Origin of the sequence: Geoglobus ahangari (assembly GCF_001006045.1) — an archaeon.
GTDB lineage: Archaea > Halobacteriota > Archaeoglobi > Archaeoglobales > Archaeoglobaceae > Geoglobus > Geoglobus ahangari.
The window spans coordinates 317,779-331,882 of sequence record NZ_CP011267.1 but is presented as its reverse complement, the minus strand read 5'-3'; the positions used below and the strand labels follow the sequence as shown (position 1 = coordinate 331,882).

Below are 14,104 nucleotides of genomic sequence, written 5' to 3'. Positions count from 1 at the left end.
TCCGCTGAGGGCTCTCTCACATCTGCTGCGGGTAGGAGGATTTTTAAGGCCCTGCCGTCAAGGGACTGGGGATGGAGATAGCAATACCGTCAAGCTCGCTCATAAATGAGAGGGACGAGAAGATAAAGGTGTACAAGATCGGGATGATAGCGAGGGCTGCAGCCATTTTCAGGGTGAAGGTGATTCACATCTACAAAGATCCGGCCCTCGACGAGAGCGGGCTGATCAGGGAGGTTCTGGAGTATCTGGAAACCCCCCAGTACCTGCGGAAGTACCTGTTTCCCATAAAGGGGTCTCTCAGGTACGCAGGGGTTCTCCCCCCACTCCGCATCCCATCCCATAAGCCAAAAGATTTAAAAATCGGTGAAGTGAGAGAGGGGGTAATCGTCAGGGTTGCTCCTGACGGCACCGCGTGGGCTGATATCGGAATGAAAGCCCTGGCCCTCTACCGCGGAAAGGCCAAGGAGAGGGCCCGCGTGACCGTCAGGGTCTGTTCGAAGAAGCCGTTGGTGGTAGAAGACGCCCAGCCCGAGGGGTACTGGGGATACCGGGTCAGGAAGGCCCGGCTTGAGGATCTGGTGAAGAGAAGGGACGCGGTGGTAACGTCCCGTCGGGGGAAGGTCCCCGAACCGGTAGAGGTTGCGCGCAAGGGACTGCTGATATTCGGCAGTCCAAGTGAGGGCGTGCACGAAATAGCTGAAAGGCTCGGAGTGAGCCTGAATGGAGTGGATGTGTGGAACATGTTCCCAGATCAGGGTACTCAGACCGTGAGGCTTGAGGAAGCGGTAATGGGGAGCCTTGCGATAACAAACTATCTGAGGTATGTTGAGGGTGGTATAAGATGAAGGAACACAGGCCAAGAAGGGGTTCGCTGGGGTTTTCTCCCAGAAAGAGAGCGTCCAGCATCATTCCAAGGATAAGGGCTTGGCCCGTAACCAGTGAGGTCAAGGCACTTGGCTTTGCCGGGTATAAGGCGGGAATGACGCATGTTGTGATGGTTGATGATAGGAAGAACTCCCCGACGTACGGAGAGGAGATAGTGGTGCCGGTGACCGTTATAGAGACTCCGCCGCTGAAGGTCATGGGAGTCAGGGTTTACAGGAAGACACAGTACGGCCTGCAGATAGCCGGAGAGGTCTGGGCCACCAACCTCGACGAGCACCTTGCGAGGAGGCTCAACCTGCCCAAGAACGGCAAGGATCCTGAGGAGCTCAAGCAGATCGAGGACATCGCGGAGGTCAGGCTGATAACGTACACCCAGCCCTACAGGATAACCGGTGTTCCCAAGAAGGTTCCGGACGTTATGGAGCAGAAGGTCGGGGGAGATGCGGCTGAGGCCCTCGACTACGCGATATCCAAGCTCGGCGGGGAGATAAAGGTCTCAGAGGTTTTCGGCGAGGGGGCGTTCATCGACGTACTGAGCATAACCAAGGGCAAGGGCTTTCAGGGGCCTGTCAAGAGGTGGGGAGTCATCACGCTCAACGCAAAGCACGCGAGGAGCAGCAAGCACAGGAGGGTCGGAACACTCGGTCCGTGGAACCCCCACCACGTCAGGTGGACAGTTCCGCAGGCAGGTCAGATGGGCTTCCACCAGAGGACGGAGTACAACAAGAGGATACTGAAGATTGGAGAAAATGGGGAGGAGATAACCCCGGACGGCGGGTTCCCGCACTACGGCGTCGTCAGGAACGAGTACGTGCTCGTCGCTGGGAGCGTTCCCGGGCCTGTGAAGAGGCTTGTCAGGATGAGGGACGCGATAAGGCCGCCGTTCGAGCAGTATGAGGGCGTCAACCTCATTTACGTCAGCACATCCTCCAAGCAGGGTAGGTGATGATGATGAAGGCTAACGTTTACGGTCTCAATGGCGAGGTTGTGGAGGAGATCGAGCTTCCAGCTGCATTCAGCGAGGAATTCAGACCGGACATAATTAGGAAGGCAGTTCACGCAATACAGAGCCACAGGAGGCAGCCCTACGGCCCCAACCCGCTTGCCGGGACAAACTACGCTGCCGAGAACTGGGGACCGGGACACGGATACGCGAGAGTGCCGAGGTGGAAGATCGGCAGCAGGGCTGTTAAGGTTCCTCAGGCTGTTGGTGGAAGGAGAGCCCACCCACCAAAGGTTCAGAAGAAGTGGGAGGAGAAGATCAACAGGAAGGAGATGAGGAAGGCCCTCAGGTCGGCACTTGCGGCAACGGTGAATGCGGAGATCGTGAGGCAGAGGAACCACGTTTTTGAGGGAGACCTTCCCAAGATTGTCGTGGACGACTTCGAGGGGATCAAGAGAACCAAGGAGGTCGTGGATGTCCTCAAGGCTCTTGGAGTCTATCAGGATGTAGAGAGGGCAAAGGAGAGGAAAAGGGTCAGGGCCGGAAAGGGCAAGATGAGGGGCAGAAGGTACAAGATGAAGAAGAGCGTGCTCATAGTAACCGGAAATGACTCCGACGTGCTGAAAGCGGCGAAGAACCTTCCCGGCGTTGACGTTGTGGCTGCAAGGAACCTGAATGTCGAGCTGCTCGCTCCGGGCGGGCATGCTGGAAGGCTCGTTGTCTATACCAAGTCCGCGATAAACTATCTGGGGGAGTGGTTATGATCCTGAAGGCGTTTCTCATCACGGAAAAGAGCACAATGCTTCTGGAGAAGAACGTTCTCACGGCGATAGTTGACATCAGGGCCAACAAGAAGCAGATCGCTAAGGAAGTGGAGAAGAGATTCGGCGTTGAGGTTGAAAAGGTGAACACTCTGATAACCCCCAAGGGTGAGAAGAAGGCGTACATCAAGCTGAAGCCAGAGTATTCGGCTGAAGAGCTGCTTTCAAATCTGGGTGTGTTCTGAGGTGGTCTGAATGGGTAAGAGAATAATCTCCCAGAACAGGGGAAGGGGAACTCCCACTTACAGAGCCCCGTCTCACAAGTATAAGGCTGACGTAAGGCACCTGAAGTTCGGAGATGGAGTGATTGAGGCGAAGATTGAGGATGTGGTCCACGATCCTGCAAGGAACGGGCCGCTGTTCCTCGTGAGGCTGCCCAACGGCAGGAAGGAGTACGTTCTCGCCGTGGAGGGCAAGGGAGTCGGAGACACGATAAAGGCTGGAGAGAGCGTGGAAATTGATGTGGGCAACATAACTCTCCTCAGAAACATCCCCGAGGGAACGCCGGTCTGCAACATTGAGAGCGTTCCGGGGGATGGTGGAAAGTTTGCGAGGGCGAGTGGCACCTACGCGTTCGTTGTCGCTCATGAAGAGGACAGGGTTCTCGTTCAATTGCCATCGGGCACGATGAAGTGGTTCCACCCCAACTGCAGGGCCATGATCGGAGTTGTGGCCGGAGCGGGAAGGACGGACAAGCCGTTTGTCAAGGCCGGAAAGAAGTTCCACAAGATGAAGAGCAAGGCTGCCAAGTGGCCGAGGGTCAGAGGTGTTGCGATGAACGCAGTTGACCACCCGTTCGGTGGTGGTAAGCACCAGCACGTTGGAAGGCCCAAGACTGTAAGCAGGAACGCTCCTCCGGGCAGGAAGGTTGGTAGTATTGCTGCAAGAAGAACGGGTGTGAGGCGATAGTTATGGCGATGAAGGGTAAGGTTATCAGGCCGAAGGAGTTCAGGTATCGCGGTTACACGCTTGAGGAGCTCCAGAACATGCCTCTCGACAGGTTTGCGGAGCTCCTGCCTGCGAGAGAGAGGAGGAAGATAAAGAGGGGCTTCACCGAGCAGGAGGAGAAGCTGCTGAGGAAGCTCAGGAAGAAGGGACAGGCGAGGACCCACTGCAGGGACATGGTGGTTCTGCCCGAGATGGTGGGCAAGGTAATCTTCGTGCACAACGGCAAGGAGTTCGTGAGGGTGGAAGTGAAGCCAGAGATGATCGGTCACAGGCTTGGCGAATTCGCCCAGACGAGGAGGTTCGAGAAGCACTCCGGGCCTGGTGTTGGAGCTACGAGGAGCAGTAAATTCGTGCCGCTGAAGTGATGCCTATGGCGAGGGTGAAGTACGCTTACCAGCCGAAGGATGAGCTGAACGCCGCGAAGGCGATGGGCTACGAGATGGACATAAGCTTCAAGCACGCCGTCGAGATATGCAGGGCGATCAAGGGGAAGAAGATCGATGACGCAATAGCCTACCTTGAGGACGTGGTTGCGATGAAGAAGGCGGTGCCTTTCAGGAACCACAAGAAGAAGGTGGCCCACAGGAAGGGACTCGAGAAGTGGTATGCTGGTAGATACCCGGTAAAGGCCTCGAAGGCAATAATCAAGGTGCTGAAGAACCTCAAGGCCAACGCCGAGTACAAGGGGCTTGAGGTGAACAGGCTCATCATAACCCACGCACAGGCCAAGAAGGGCAGGGTGATCAAGAGGTACATGCCGAGGGCGTATGGTAGAGCCACGCCGAGGTTTAAGGTTCTGACAACTGTAGAAGTTGTGGCCGAGGTGCGATAATGGCGGTGGAGAGGAAGTTTGTTGAGGAGAGGGTTAGGAAGCTCAGGGTCAAGGAATGGATAGTTGATGAGGTCAGGAACGCAGGGTTCGGAGGCATCGACATAGTAAGGACTCCCCTTGGCACGCAGGTGACGCTGTTCGTAGAGAGGCCGGGCCTCGTCATCGGAAGGGGAGGAAGGAGAATCAGGAAGCTCACAGAGAAGCTCAAGGAGTTCGGCCTCGACAACCCGCAGGTTGCAGTTGACGAGATAGAGAAGCCGGAGTTCAACGCACAGCTCATGGCCTCATTGCTTGCAAGAGCCCTTGAGAGGGGCTGGTACTTCAGGAAAGCTGGCTACAGGTTCCTCTACAGGATCATGGAGTCCGGAGCCAAGGGATGTGAGATCGAGATAAGCGGCAAGCTCACGAGCGAGAGGGCGAGGACTGAGAAGTTCGTTGCCGGCACGATAGTGCACACGGGAGAGCCGGCGGAGAGCATGGTGAACGAGGGATTCGACATAGCGATCAAGAAGCTTGGAGTTTACGGAGTGAGGGTCAGGATAATCCCGCCCGACGTGGAGCTCCCGGATGAGATTCACGTGAAGGACGTTGACCTCAAGAAGGAAGAGCAGGTCGAGCAGCAGGTTGAGCAACCTCAGGAACAGGAGCAGCAGGAGAAGGAGGTGAAGGAGAGTGAAGATGCAGGAGATCAGGGAAATGAGTAAGGAGGAGAAGCTAAAAAAATTGACGGAGCTGGAGAACGAGCTGCTGAGGCTGAGAACGCTGGTGAGGAGCGGAGGAGCACTCGAGAACCCCGGCCAGATAAGGGCTGTGAGAAAGGACATCGCCAGAATAAAGCTCGCGCTCAGAGAAGAAGGCTACAAGGTATAAAGGTGCTGGCGAGGGACTGGATAGGTCTGAGAGTGGAGGTTATGGAAAGTCCCAATCCATGTGAAGTGGGCCTGAAGGGCGTGGTGGTCGACGAGACCATGAACACCCTCAGAATTGAGACAGAGAGGGGCGTGAAGGTGGTTGCGAAGATGCACAGGGTGTTTGCGGTGGAGATTGACGGCAGAAGGTACAGGGTGGATGGAAGGCTGATAGCCTTCAGGCCCGAGGAGAGGATAATGAAGGGTATGATGCTCGTTAACAGGATAAAAGGGTGATCGGTATGAGGGATATCGGAATTAATGTTAAGGCTCCTGAGAAGGAATGCACGGACAAGAACTGTCCCTTCCACGGTAACCTCTCCGTGAGAGGTCAGATATTCAGGGGCAGGGTTGTGAAGACGTACGAGAAGTCTGCGGTAATCGAGAGGGAGCTGATAAGGTACGTGCCGAAGTACGAGAGGTACCTGAAGAAGAGGAGCAAGATGCATGCTCACAATCCTCCGTGCATTGACGCGAAGCCGGGCGACATCGTAACGATCGCGGAGTGCAGGCCGATTAGCAAGACCAAGAGCTTTGTTATAGTGGAGAAGGTGGTGGAAGAATGAGGGCGAAGAAGGCTGTCGTTCCGAGGGCTTTGCCGACCGGAGCGAGGCTCGTGTGCGCAGACAACACGGGTGCGAGGGAGCTCGAGATCATTGCGGTGAAGGGGTACAAGGGCGTCAGGAGGAGGTACCCTGCTGCAGGAGTTGGAGACATAGTGGTCGTCTCCGTGAAGAAGGGTGCCCCGGACATCAGGAAGCAGGTTCACTATGCGGTGATTGTCAGGCAGAGGAAGGAGTACCGCAGGCCTGACGGAACGAGGGTCAAGTTCGAGGACAACGCTGCCGTAATCACCGATCCAAACGGCAACCCGAAGGGCAGCGAGATAAGAGGGCCGGTTGCGAGGGAGGCGGCTGAGAGGTTCAGCAAAATCGGCTCAATAGCCACCATAATCGTGTGAGGTGATCGGGATGTCTAAGCAGCCGAGGAAGCAGAGGAAGAGGATCTACACCGCGAAGCTCCACCAGAGGCACAGGTTCCTGCATGCAACCCTCTCCAAGGAGCTCAGGGAGAAGTACGGCAAGAGGTCGATTAGGGTCAGGAAGGGTGACAAGGTCAAGGTGATGAGGGGCAGCTACGCCGGCCACACGGGCAAGGTGCTCGAGGTGGACATGAAGAAGCTCAGGATTTACGTTGATGGTGTTGTCGTGAAGAAGGCCGACGGAACTGAGGTTGCGATGCCCGTGCATCCGTCAAACGTCATGATCGTCGAGCTTGGGGAGGAGGACGAGGTTAGAGAAAAAATCCTCAAGAGGTGATTGAATGCATCAGAAGAGATTAAGCGCCCCGAGAACCTACAAGGTTCCCAGAAAGGTTAAGAAGTGGATAGTCAAGCCCTCACCGGGCCCTCACGATAAAGATGCGGTTCCGCTGCTCGTCATCGTGAGGGACTTCCTCGAGCTTGCCGACACGGCGAGAGAGGCGAGGAGGGTAATTGCGAAGGGAGAGATATTGGTTGATGGAGTGGTCAGGAAGGACTACAAGTTCCCCGTTGGGCTGTTCGACATAATCAGCGTCCCGAAGATGGAGCTCAACTACAGGATAGTTTTCGACGAGAAGGGCAGGTATGTGCCCATAGAGGTTGAGGATCACGACAGGAAGCTCTACAGAATCAACAACAAGACAATCGTCAAGGGCGGCAAGGTTCAGCTCAACCTTTTCGACGGCACCAACATCCTCGCGAGCAACGAGTACAAGACGAAGGACAGCATACTCCTCAAGATCCCCGAGAAGGAGATCCTCCAGCACCTCAAGTTTGAAGAGGGTGCGCTCGTGATGGTCACCGGTGGAACCCATGCCGGTGAAATCGGGAGGCTGAAGAGCTACAAGGTCGTCAGGGGTTCTGCACCGAACCTCGTCACGATCGAGATCGACGGGAAGGAGTACACCACAATCGAGCAGTACATCTTCGTCGTTGGCTCGAAGGATGATGAGAAGCCTGTGATTGACCTGGGGGTGTAGTGAATGAACCCAATGAGGGAGGTGCTGATTGACAAGGTCGTGATCAACATCGGCGTTGGAGAGAGCGGAGAGAGGCAGAAGAAGGCCCTCCAGCTCCTTGAGGAGCTGACCGGCAAAACGCCCACCTCAACCTATGCCAAGAAGACGATAAGGAACTTCGGCATCAGGAAGGGAGAGGCCATCGGAGCCAAGGTGACCCTGAGGGGAGATGACGCCCTCGAGTTCCTCAAGAGGGCGCTCGTGGTCAAGGAGAACAGGCTCAGCGCGAGGCAGATCGGAGACGGCTACTTTTCCTTCGGAATTCAGGAGCACATAGACCTCCCGGGTGTTGAGTACGACCCTGACATGGGTATATTCGGCATGGACGTGACGGTCTCGCTTAAGAGGAGGGGCTACAGGGTTGCGAGGAGGAAGATTGCAAAGAGCAAGGTTGGTAAGGCTCATCGCGTTACAAAGCAGGATACCATAGAATTTCTCAAATCGTTGGGTGTGGAGGTTGAATGATTATGGCGAAGGAAAGAACAAAGAAGTTTGGTAGGAACGCTAACCCGTGCAGGAGATGCGGAAGGAAGAGGGGAGTGGTCAGGAAGTATGGCCTTTACCTCTGCAGGCAGTGTTTCAGAGAGGTAGCCAAGGAGCTCGGGTTTAAGAAGTACTGGTGAGGTGGTGGCGATGCAGAGCGATACTCTCTCAAACGCGATGTCAGCGATAAAGAACGCGGAGCTCGTGGGAAAGCACAGGGTTGAGATAAGGCCGGCCTCGAAGCTCATAGGTAAGGTCCTGAACGTGATGAAGGAGTACGGCTACATCAAGGGGTTCGAGGTGAAGGACGACCACAAGGGTGGAGTGATAATCGTTGAGCTCAGCGGCAGGATAAACGACTGCGGAGCAGTCAGGCCGAGGTTCTCGGTTAAGAGGACTGAGTACGAGAGGTTCGAGAAGAGGTACCTGCCGGCGAGGGACTTCGGGATACTCATCGTCTCAACTACAGAGGGAGTGATGTCCCAGAAAGAGGCCATGGAGAGGGGACTCGGAGGAGTCCTGCTCGCTTACGTCTACTGAGGTGGTGGACATGGAGGAGAGGTTTGTAGAGATTCCAGAAAACGTCACCCTCGAGATCTCAGGAGATAGCGTTAGCGGTTACACCATCAAGGTATCGGGCCCGAAGGGCGAGAACGAGAGGTTCCTCAAGTACAGGGGCGTTTTCATCGAGAAGGTGGACAGCAAGGTCAGGGTTTACACGCCGGAGAAGAAGTCGAAGGTAAAGGCGATGGTGGGGACATTCGCGGCGCACATCAACAACCTGATCAGGGGGGTTACCGAGGGCTTCGAGTACAAGCTCAAGATCCTCTACTCTCACTTCCCGATGAAGGTGAGGGTCGAGGGTAGGGAGGTTGTGATCGAGAACTTCCTCGGAGAGAAGCACCCCAGGAGGGTCAAGATATTCGGAAGGGCAGAGGTCAAGATATCCGGCAACGAGATCATCGTGAGCGGAATTGACAAGGAGGAGTGCGGACAGACGGCAGCAAATCTGGAGCAGGCGACGAAAAAGAAGAATCTGGATGTGAGGGTGTTCCAGGACGGTATTTACATAGTGGAGAAACCGTGAGGTGGTATGGATGAATCCAAACCTTCCGAAAGAAAAGGTCAGGCTTCTCAGGCTCAGGAGGAGGCTCAAGTCGAGGAAGCCCGAGTTCAGACACTTTGAGGCTCACAAGAAGCTCAGGCTGAGAGACCTTGGCTGGAGGAGGCCAAGAGGCAGGCACAACAAGTGGAGGGAGAGGTACGGCGGAAAGTGGAGTGGCAGAATCCTCCCGAGCCCTGGATTCTCATCTCCAAAGGCCGTCAGGGGGCTGCACCCCTCTGGATACGAGGAGGTGCTCGTGTTCAGCGTTAAAGACCTTGAGAAAGTAAACCCCGAAACGCAGGCGATCAGGATCTCCTCGAAGGTCGGGATGAAGAAGAGGCTCATGATTGAGGAGAAGGCAAAGGAGATGGGTTTGAAGATACTTAATCCCGTGCAAAGGTGATCGGAATGAATCTGAAGTTTCAGAGGGAGATGGCGGCCAAAATCCTTGAGTGTGGCGTTAACAGGGTCTGGCTCGACCCCAACGCGCTTGACGAGATAGCGAGCGCCGCAACTAAGGATGATGTGAGGGAGCTGATCGAGAGAGGGCTGATAAAGAGGAAGCCCGTCAAGGGCATCAGCAGGGCGAGGATCAACAAGAGGAAGGCTCAGAGGAGAAAGGGAAGGAGAAGGGGTCACGGCAGGAGAAAGGGAAGGGCTACAGCCAGAATGCCGAGGAAGAGGCAGTGGATAATGAGGATCAGGGCGCTCAGGAAGAGGCTCAGGAAGCTCAAGGAGGAGGGCGTTATTGACAGCAGAACATACAGGATGCTCTACAGGAAGGCCAAGGGTGGTGAGTTCAGGAGCGTGGCTCACCTCAACCAGTATATGGAGGCCCACGGGCTGCTGAGGTGATACAGATGGCGAGAGGACCGAGGTATAGGGTTCCGTACAGGAGGAGGAGAGAGGGCAAGACCAACTACAGGAAGAGGCTCAAGCTTCTGCTCTCAAGAAAGCCGAGGCTCGTTGTGAGGGTCACGAACAGGAGGGTAATCGCTCAGGTTGTCGAGTACCACCCGGATGGGGACAGGACTTTGGTGTATGCTGACTCAAAGGAGCTCGAGAAGTTCGGATGGAAGGGTGACCTGAACAACACGCCTGCAGCTTATCTAACCGGCCTCCTCGTCGGAAAGAAGGCGAGAGAGGCAGGAATTGAGGAGGCAATACTGGACATCGGCCTCAGGACACCGTCGAGGGGTGCGAGGGTGTTTGCTGTGCTCAAGGGCGCAGTTGAGGCTGGGCTCGAGGTGCCGCACAGCGAGGAGATACTGCCAGACGAGTCGAGGCTCAGGGGAGAGCATATCGCATCATACTACGAGCAGAACTCGGAGAGGTTCTCGGAGTACGAGAAGAGAGGACTGAAGCCTTCAGACCTGCCAGATCATGTTGATGAGGTAAAATCCAAGATAATGGGGTGATTGAATGGAGTGGACGCCAAGAACAAGACTCGGAAGACTGGTTGCTGAGGGGAAGATCAAGACCATAGACGAGGCGATCGCAAGCGGTCTGCCGATCAAAGAGCCGGAGATAGTTGACATCCTGCTCCCGGATCTGGAGGATGAGGTTCTGGAGATCAACCTCGTTCAGAGGATGACTGACAGCGGCAGGAGGCTCAAGTTTAGGGTGACCGCCGTTGTGGGCAACAGGAAGGGGTACGTTGGCATAGGTGTCGGCAAGGCAAGTCAGGTTGCCCCGGCAATACAGAAGGCCATCAGGAATGCGAAGATAAATATATTCAAGGTGAACATGGGCTGCGGATCCTGGGAGTGCGGATGTGGTGGAGACCACAGCATTCCCGCAAAGGTTTCTGGTTCTGCAGGGAGTGTCAGGGTCACGCTGATTCCCGGGCCCAAGGGACTCGGCCTTGTCGCAGGAGACGTGGCGAAGAAGGTTCTCGAGCTTGCGGGCGTTAGGGATGTCTGGACGTTCACAAGGGGGCAGACCAAGACGACGATAAACTTCGCCAAGGCCACGTTCGAGGCTCTCAAGCAGACCGTATATCTCAAGAGGTGATTGTGATGTTTGCCGTAATCAGGCTCAGGGGAGAGGTTGACGTTCACAGGAAGATTAAGGAGACTCTGAAGCTCCTCAGGCTCCACAAGAAATACCACTGCGTTGTCGTTCCCGACACACCCTCGTACAGGGGAATGCTTCAGGTCGTCAAGGACTATGTGGCATACGGAGAGATAGACGCAGAGACGCTCGCGCTCTTGCTCAGAAACAGGGGCAGGCTCACGGGCAACAGGAGGCTCACGGACGAATACGTCAAGGAGACCACGGGCTACGAGAGCATAGAGGAGTTCGCGAAAGCGGTGATCGAGGGCAAGGCAAGCCTGAGGGACATACCGGAGCTCAAGCCGGTCTTCAGGCTTCACCCGCCGAGGGGTGGGCTGAAGAGCATAAAGTGGCACTACGGCTACGGAGGAGATTTGGGGTACCACGGTAAGGACATATCCAAGCTGATTTACAAGATGAGGTGATGCCAATGCCGAAAAAGAAGGTCAAGAAGTATAGGGGATCAAGGACGTGCGGCGGAGGAAGTGCCAAGAAGAGGAGGGGTGCTGGACACAGAGGCGGCAGGGGAAATGCTGGTGTGCTGAAGCACAAGTACCTCAGGACGATAAAGCTCGTCAAGGAGGGCAAGTACGAGATCGGAAAGAGCGGCTTCACGAGGCCGAAGGTTGTGACGAGGGAGTACAAGCTCCTGAGGGAGCTCAAGGAGAGGCTGATCGAGCTCAAGGCTGTTGGCGCGATTGACGACTACCTCTACGCGTACTTCAAGGCGAGACCCGAGATAAATGTTGGCGACATAAATGCTGTGGCAGACAGGCTCGTGGAAAACGGGCTTGCGGAGAAGGATGGTGACGTCTACAGGATCAACCTCGCCGACATAGGTTACTACAGGCTCCTCGGAAGCGGAAAGGTGGACAAGAAGCTCCACATCGTTGTGGAGTACGCCACGCCAAAGGCCATCGAGAAGGTTGAGAGCGCTGGAGGCAAGGTTGAGGTTGCTGAATAACCTTTAAAATTTATTTTGGGGGGTTCAAATGGTAGATCAGGTGCTCAGGGCACTGCAGCCTTACTTTGAGAGGATACCGAGCGTATCGAGACCGGTAGGTCATGTTCCCTTCAACCAGAAGCTGATGTGGACGATCGCGGTTCTGCTGCTTTATTTCGTTCTCTCCAACGTTCCCGTTTTCGGTCTCGATCCAAGCTCCATAGACATATTCCAGCAGTACAGGGCCCTCTTTGCCGGGGCCACTGGTTCAATCATCGCTCTCGGTATTGGGCCAATCGTCACGGCCAGCATCATTCTCCAGCTGCTTGTTGGTGCTGGCATAATCAAGCTCGATCTCACCAATCCGGATGACAGGGCGGCCTATCAGGACTTCCAGAGGTTTCTCGTCTTCGTGATGATCGCTCTCGAGGCCCTCCCGCAGATACTCGGTGGATTTCTAAAGCCCAATCCCGTCATAGCCGAGCAGCTTGGTGTCTCGCTCAGCTTCATCGCGTTCCTCATATTCATCCAGCTCTTTATCGGTGGTGTCCTCATCGTTTACATGGACGAGGTTGTGTCGAAGTGGGGTATCGGCAGCGGTGTCTCACTCTTCATCCTTGCCGGAATTGCCCAGTCCATAATAACCGGTCTCTTCAACTGGGTCACTCCGCCAAACGCTCAGATGCCGGCAGGCATAATCCCGAGGTGGTTCTGGATAGCCCAGAACTACGGCATCGATGCGCTGCTCTCTGCAGATGGGCTTGCGTTCCTGATGATTCAGGGTGGTCTTCTCGCCCTTATGACGACCGTCGCCATCATCCTGCTCGTCGTCTACGCTGAGGGAACGAGGGTTGAGATCCCGCTCGCTCACGCTGCGGTTAGGGGTGCGAGGGGCAGGTTCCCGATAAAGCTCATATACGCCAGCGTTCTGCCCATGATCTTCGTCAGGGCACTTCAGGCCAACATCCAGATTATCGGTATGGTGCTCTACAACCGCGGAATAACGATCTTCGGAGAGTACGTGGGAAGCCAGCCGATAAGCGGGATAATGTACCTGATCTCTCCGGTCAGAAGCCCTTACGACTGGGTGCCATCGCTGGTGAAGTCTAACCCGTACTTCGCTGACCTGCCCACGTGGATGATTGGCCTGCATCTGCTCATAGACGCGCTGATACTGATAGCCGGAGGCATCCTCTTCGCCGTCTTCTGGGTTGAGACGAGCGGAATGGACGCCAAGACCGTGGCGAACCAGATAGCGAGGAGCGGAATGCAGGTTCCGGGGTTCAGGAGGAGCCCGCAGGTTCTTGAGAGGATCCTGCAGAGGTACATCCCGAAGGTGACGATAATAGGCGGTGCTCTCATCGGCATCCTCACGCTCGTCGCCAACATGCTCGGAACCATAGGAAACGTCAGCGGCACTGGGCTTTTGCTTGCGGTGAGCATAGCCTACAGGTTCTACCAGGACCTCGCCAAGGAGCAGCTCACGGAGATGCACCCCATGATCAGAAGAGTGCTCGGTGAGGAGTGATGAAGGACATCCTCAAGAATTTTTTGAGGGCCCTCGGAATTACAATTTTTATCGGCATCTTCGTGAGCCACGACTTCAGAACAGCGCTCGGAAACCTCCTCGCTCCGGTTTTTGACCCCCTCTACGCGAAGGTTGGCGTGCTGTACACGGTTATGATCCTTGCATTCATAACAGCCGGATACAGCACCCTCATTCAGAAGCTGACAGTCGATTACAAGAAGCTTAAGGAGATCCAGCAGAAGGTCATGGAGTTCAACAAGGAGTACAGCGACGCAGTCAAGAAGAACAACCAGGAGAAGCTCAAGAGGCTCGAGAAGGAGAGGGAGGAGGTTATGAGGCTCCAGTCCCAGCTCATGAGCATGCAGTTCGACCCAATGTTCTACACTGTCGTCGTCACGATCCCGATATTCATGTGGATGTACCACATCTCCACTCTCAATCCGGTGGTGAACGTTCCGTTTGCCGGCGAGATTCACGTCGGTCAGTTCTACCTGATATTCCCTTGGTGGATCTGGTGGTACATGTTCAACTCCATAGCGTTCGGCCAGATCGTAAGAAAAATTCTTAAAGTGGGACAGTAAACTGCAGGGAA

The 14,104-nt window shown here is 55.3% G+C and carries 26 protein-coding genes; all 26 read left to right on the top strand.

Annotation, left to right across the window (positions count from 1 at the left end):
- Positions 1-71 precede the first annotated feature (71 nt).
- Genes GAH_RS01940 through GAH_RS01815 form a run of 26 tightly spaced genes read left to right on the top strand, consistent with a single transcriptional unit; the run spans position 72 to position 14,093 of the window.
- Entirely contained in the window at positions 72-845 is a 774-nt protein-coding gene (locus GAH_RS01940; RefSeq protein WP_048094439.1) for a putative RNA uridine N3 methyltransferase, read from the top strand.
- On the top strand, positions 842-1,831 hold the full coding sequence (locus GAH_RS01935; protein ID WP_048094438.1) for a 50S ribosomal protein L3: 990 nt from the start codon (positions 842-844) through the stop codon (positions 1,829-1,831). Before GAH_RS01940 ends, GAH_RS01935 begins: the two co-directional genes overlap by 4 nt.
- A gap of 5 nt (positions 1,832-1,836) precedes the next feature.
- Positions 1,837-2,592 (top strand): 50S ribosomal protein L4, encoded by a 756-nt coding sequence (gene rpl4p, locus GAH_RS01930; protein WP_048096668.1) that lies wholly within the window; start codon positions 1,837-1,839, stop codon positions 2,590-2,592.
- The gene (locus GAH_RS01925; RefSeq protein ID WP_048094437.1) at positions 2,589-2,834 is read left to right on the top strand and encodes a 50S ribosomal protein L23; all 246 of its coding nucleotides are present in this window, start codon (positions 2,589-2,591) and stop codon (positions 2,832-2,834) included. The genes rpl4p and GAH_RS01925 overlap by 4 nt, the downstream gene beginning before the upstream one ends.
- A 10-nt stretch (positions 2,835-2,844) precedes the next feature.
- Positions 2,845-3,558 (top strand): 50S ribosomal protein L2, encoded by a 714-nt coding sequence (locus GAH_RS01920; protein ID WP_048094436.1) that lies wholly within the window; start codon positions 2,845-2,847, stop codon positions 3,556-3,558.
- 2 nt (positions 3,559-3,560) lie between these two features.
- A complete protein-coding gene (gene rpsS, locus GAH_RS01915; protein ID WP_048094435.1) occupies positions 3,561-3,962 on the top strand; it encodes a 30S ribosomal protein S19 in 402 nt (133 codons plus the stop codon).
- Positions 3,963-3,967: 5 nt separating this feature from the next.
- Positions 3,968-4,429 (top strand): 50S ribosomal protein L22, encoded by a 462-nt coding sequence (gene rplV, locus GAH_RS01910; RefSeq protein WP_048094434.1) that lies wholly within the window; start codon positions 3,968-3,970, stop codon positions 4,427-4,429.
- Positions 4,429-5,133 (top strand): 30S ribosomal protein S3, encoded by a 705-nt coding sequence (locus tag GAH_RS01905; protein ID WP_048094433.1) that lies wholly within the window; start codon positions 4,429-4,431, stop codon positions 5,131-5,133. The genes rplV and GAH_RS01905 overlap by 1 nt, the downstream gene beginning before the upstream one ends.
- Positions 5,108-5,299 (top strand): 50S ribosomal protein L29, encoded by a 192-nt coding sequence (rpmC, locus tag GAH_RS01900; RefSeq protein ID WP_048094432.1) that lies wholly within the window; start codon positions 5,108-5,110, stop codon positions 5,297-5,299. Before GAH_RS01905 ends, rpmC begins: the two co-directional genes overlap by 26 nt.
- Before the next feature lie 2 nt (positions 5,300-5,301).
- Entirely contained in the window at positions 5,302-5,574 is a 273-nt protein-coding gene (locus GAH_RS01895) for a ribonuclease P component 1 family protein (protein ID WP_052747719.1), read from the top strand.
- Between the two features lie 5 nt (positions 5,575-5,579).
- Positions 5,580-5,903: a 30S ribosomal protein S17 gene (locus tag GAH_RS01890; RefSeq protein WP_048096666.1), complete on the top strand. Its 324-nt coding sequence runs from the start codon at positions 5,580-5,582 to the stop codon at positions 5,901-5,903.
- A complete protein-coding gene (locus GAH_RS01885) occupies positions 5,900-6,298 on the top strand; it encodes a 50S ribosomal protein L14 (protein WP_048094431.1) in 399 nt (132 codons plus the stop codon). Before GAH_RS01890 ends, GAH_RS01885 begins: the two co-directional genes overlap by 4 nt.
- A 10-nt stretch (positions 6,299-6,308) precedes the next feature.
- Positions 6,309-6,656 (top strand): 50S ribosomal protein L24, encoded by a 348-nt coding sequence (rplX, locus tag GAH_RS01880; RefSeq protein ID WP_048096665.1) that lies wholly within the window; start codon positions 6,309-6,311, stop codon positions 6,654-6,656.
- 4 nt (positions 6,657-6,660) lie between these two features.
- Complete coding sequence (locus GAH_RS10635; RefSeq protein WP_048094430.1) at positions 6,661-7,359, top strand: 30S ribosomal protein S4e; 699 nt, start codon at positions 6,661-6,663, stop codon at positions 7,357-7,359.
- Between the two features lie 3 nt (positions 7,360-7,362).
- The gene (locus tag GAH_RS10630; protein ID WP_048094429.1) at positions 7,363-7,863 is read left to right on the top strand and encodes a 50S ribosomal protein L5; all 501 of its coding nucleotides are present in this window, start codon (positions 7,363-7,365) and stop codon (positions 7,861-7,863) included.
- Positions 7,864-7,865: 2 nt separating this feature from the next.
- A complete protein-coding gene (locus GAH_RS01865) occupies positions 7,866-8,021 on the top strand; it encodes a 30S ribosomal protein S14 (RefSeq protein ID WP_048094428.1) in 156 nt (51 codons plus the stop codon).
- 10 nt (positions 8,022-8,031) lie between these two features.
- Positions 8,032-8,421: a 30S ribosomal protein S8 gene (locus tag GAH_RS01860; RefSeq protein WP_048094427.1), complete on the top strand. Its 390-nt coding sequence runs from the start codon at positions 8,032-8,034 to the stop codon at positions 8,419-8,421.
- Positions 8,422-8,431: 10 nt separating this feature from the next.
- Entirely contained in the window at positions 8,432-8,968 is a 537-nt protein-coding gene (locus tag GAH_RS01855) for a 50S ribosomal protein L6 (RefSeq protein ID WP_048096664.1), read from the top strand.
- 10 nt (positions 8,969-8,978) lie between these two features.
- On the top strand, positions 8,979-9,389 hold the full coding sequence (locus GAH_RS01850; RefSeq protein ID WP_048094426.1) for a 50S ribosomal protein L32e: 411 nt from the start codon (positions 8,979-8,981) through the stop codon (positions 9,387-9,389).
- A gap of 5 nt (positions 9,390-9,394) precedes the next feature.
- Positions 9,395-9,841 (top strand): 50S ribosomal protein L19e, encoded by a 447-nt coding sequence (locus GAH_RS01845; protein ID WP_048096663.1) that lies wholly within the window; start codon positions 9,395-9,397, stop codon positions 9,839-9,841.
- A 5-nt stretch (positions 9,842-9,846) separates the two neighbouring features.
- Positions 9,847-10,404, top strand: coding sequence for a 50S ribosomal protein L18 (locus tag GAH_RS01840; RefSeq protein WP_048096661.1), 558 nt, complete (start codon positions 9,847-9,849; stop codon positions 10,402-10,404).
- 4 nt (positions 10,405-10,408) lie between these two features.
- Complete coding sequence (locus GAH_RS01835; RefSeq protein ID WP_048094425.1) at positions 10,409-10,999, top strand: 30S ribosomal protein S5; 591 nt, start codon at positions 10,409-10,411, stop codon at positions 10,997-10,999.
- 5 nt (positions 11,000-11,004) lie between these two features.
- A complete protein-coding gene (locus GAH_RS01830; protein ID WP_048096659.1) occupies positions 11,005-11,466 on the top strand; it encodes a 50S ribosomal protein L30 in 462 nt (153 codons plus the stop codon).
- On the top strand, positions 11,466-12,005 hold the full coding sequence (locus GAH_RS01825; RefSeq protein WP_245604052.1) for an uL15 family ribosomal protein: 540 nt from the start codon (positions 11,466-11,468) through the stop codon (positions 12,003-12,005). The genes GAH_RS01830 and GAH_RS01825 overlap by 1 nt, the downstream gene beginning before the upstream one ends.
- A 28-nt stretch (positions 12,006-12,033) precedes the next feature.
- Positions 12,034-13,512, top strand: a complete 1,479-nt coding sequence (gene secY / locus GAH_RS01820) for a preprotein translocase subunit SecY (protein WP_048094424.1) — start codon at positions 12,034-12,036, stop codon at positions 13,510-13,512.
- The gene (locus tag GAH_RS01815) at positions 13,512-14,093 is read left to right on the top strand and encodes a DUF106 domain-containing protein (RefSeq protein WP_048094423.1); all 582 of its coding nucleotides are present in this window, start codon (positions 13,512-13,514) and stop codon (positions 14,091-14,093) included. Before secY ends, GAH_RS01815 begins: the two co-directional genes overlap by 1 nt.
- The last annotated feature ends 11 nt before the right edge of the window (positions 14,094-14,104 follow it).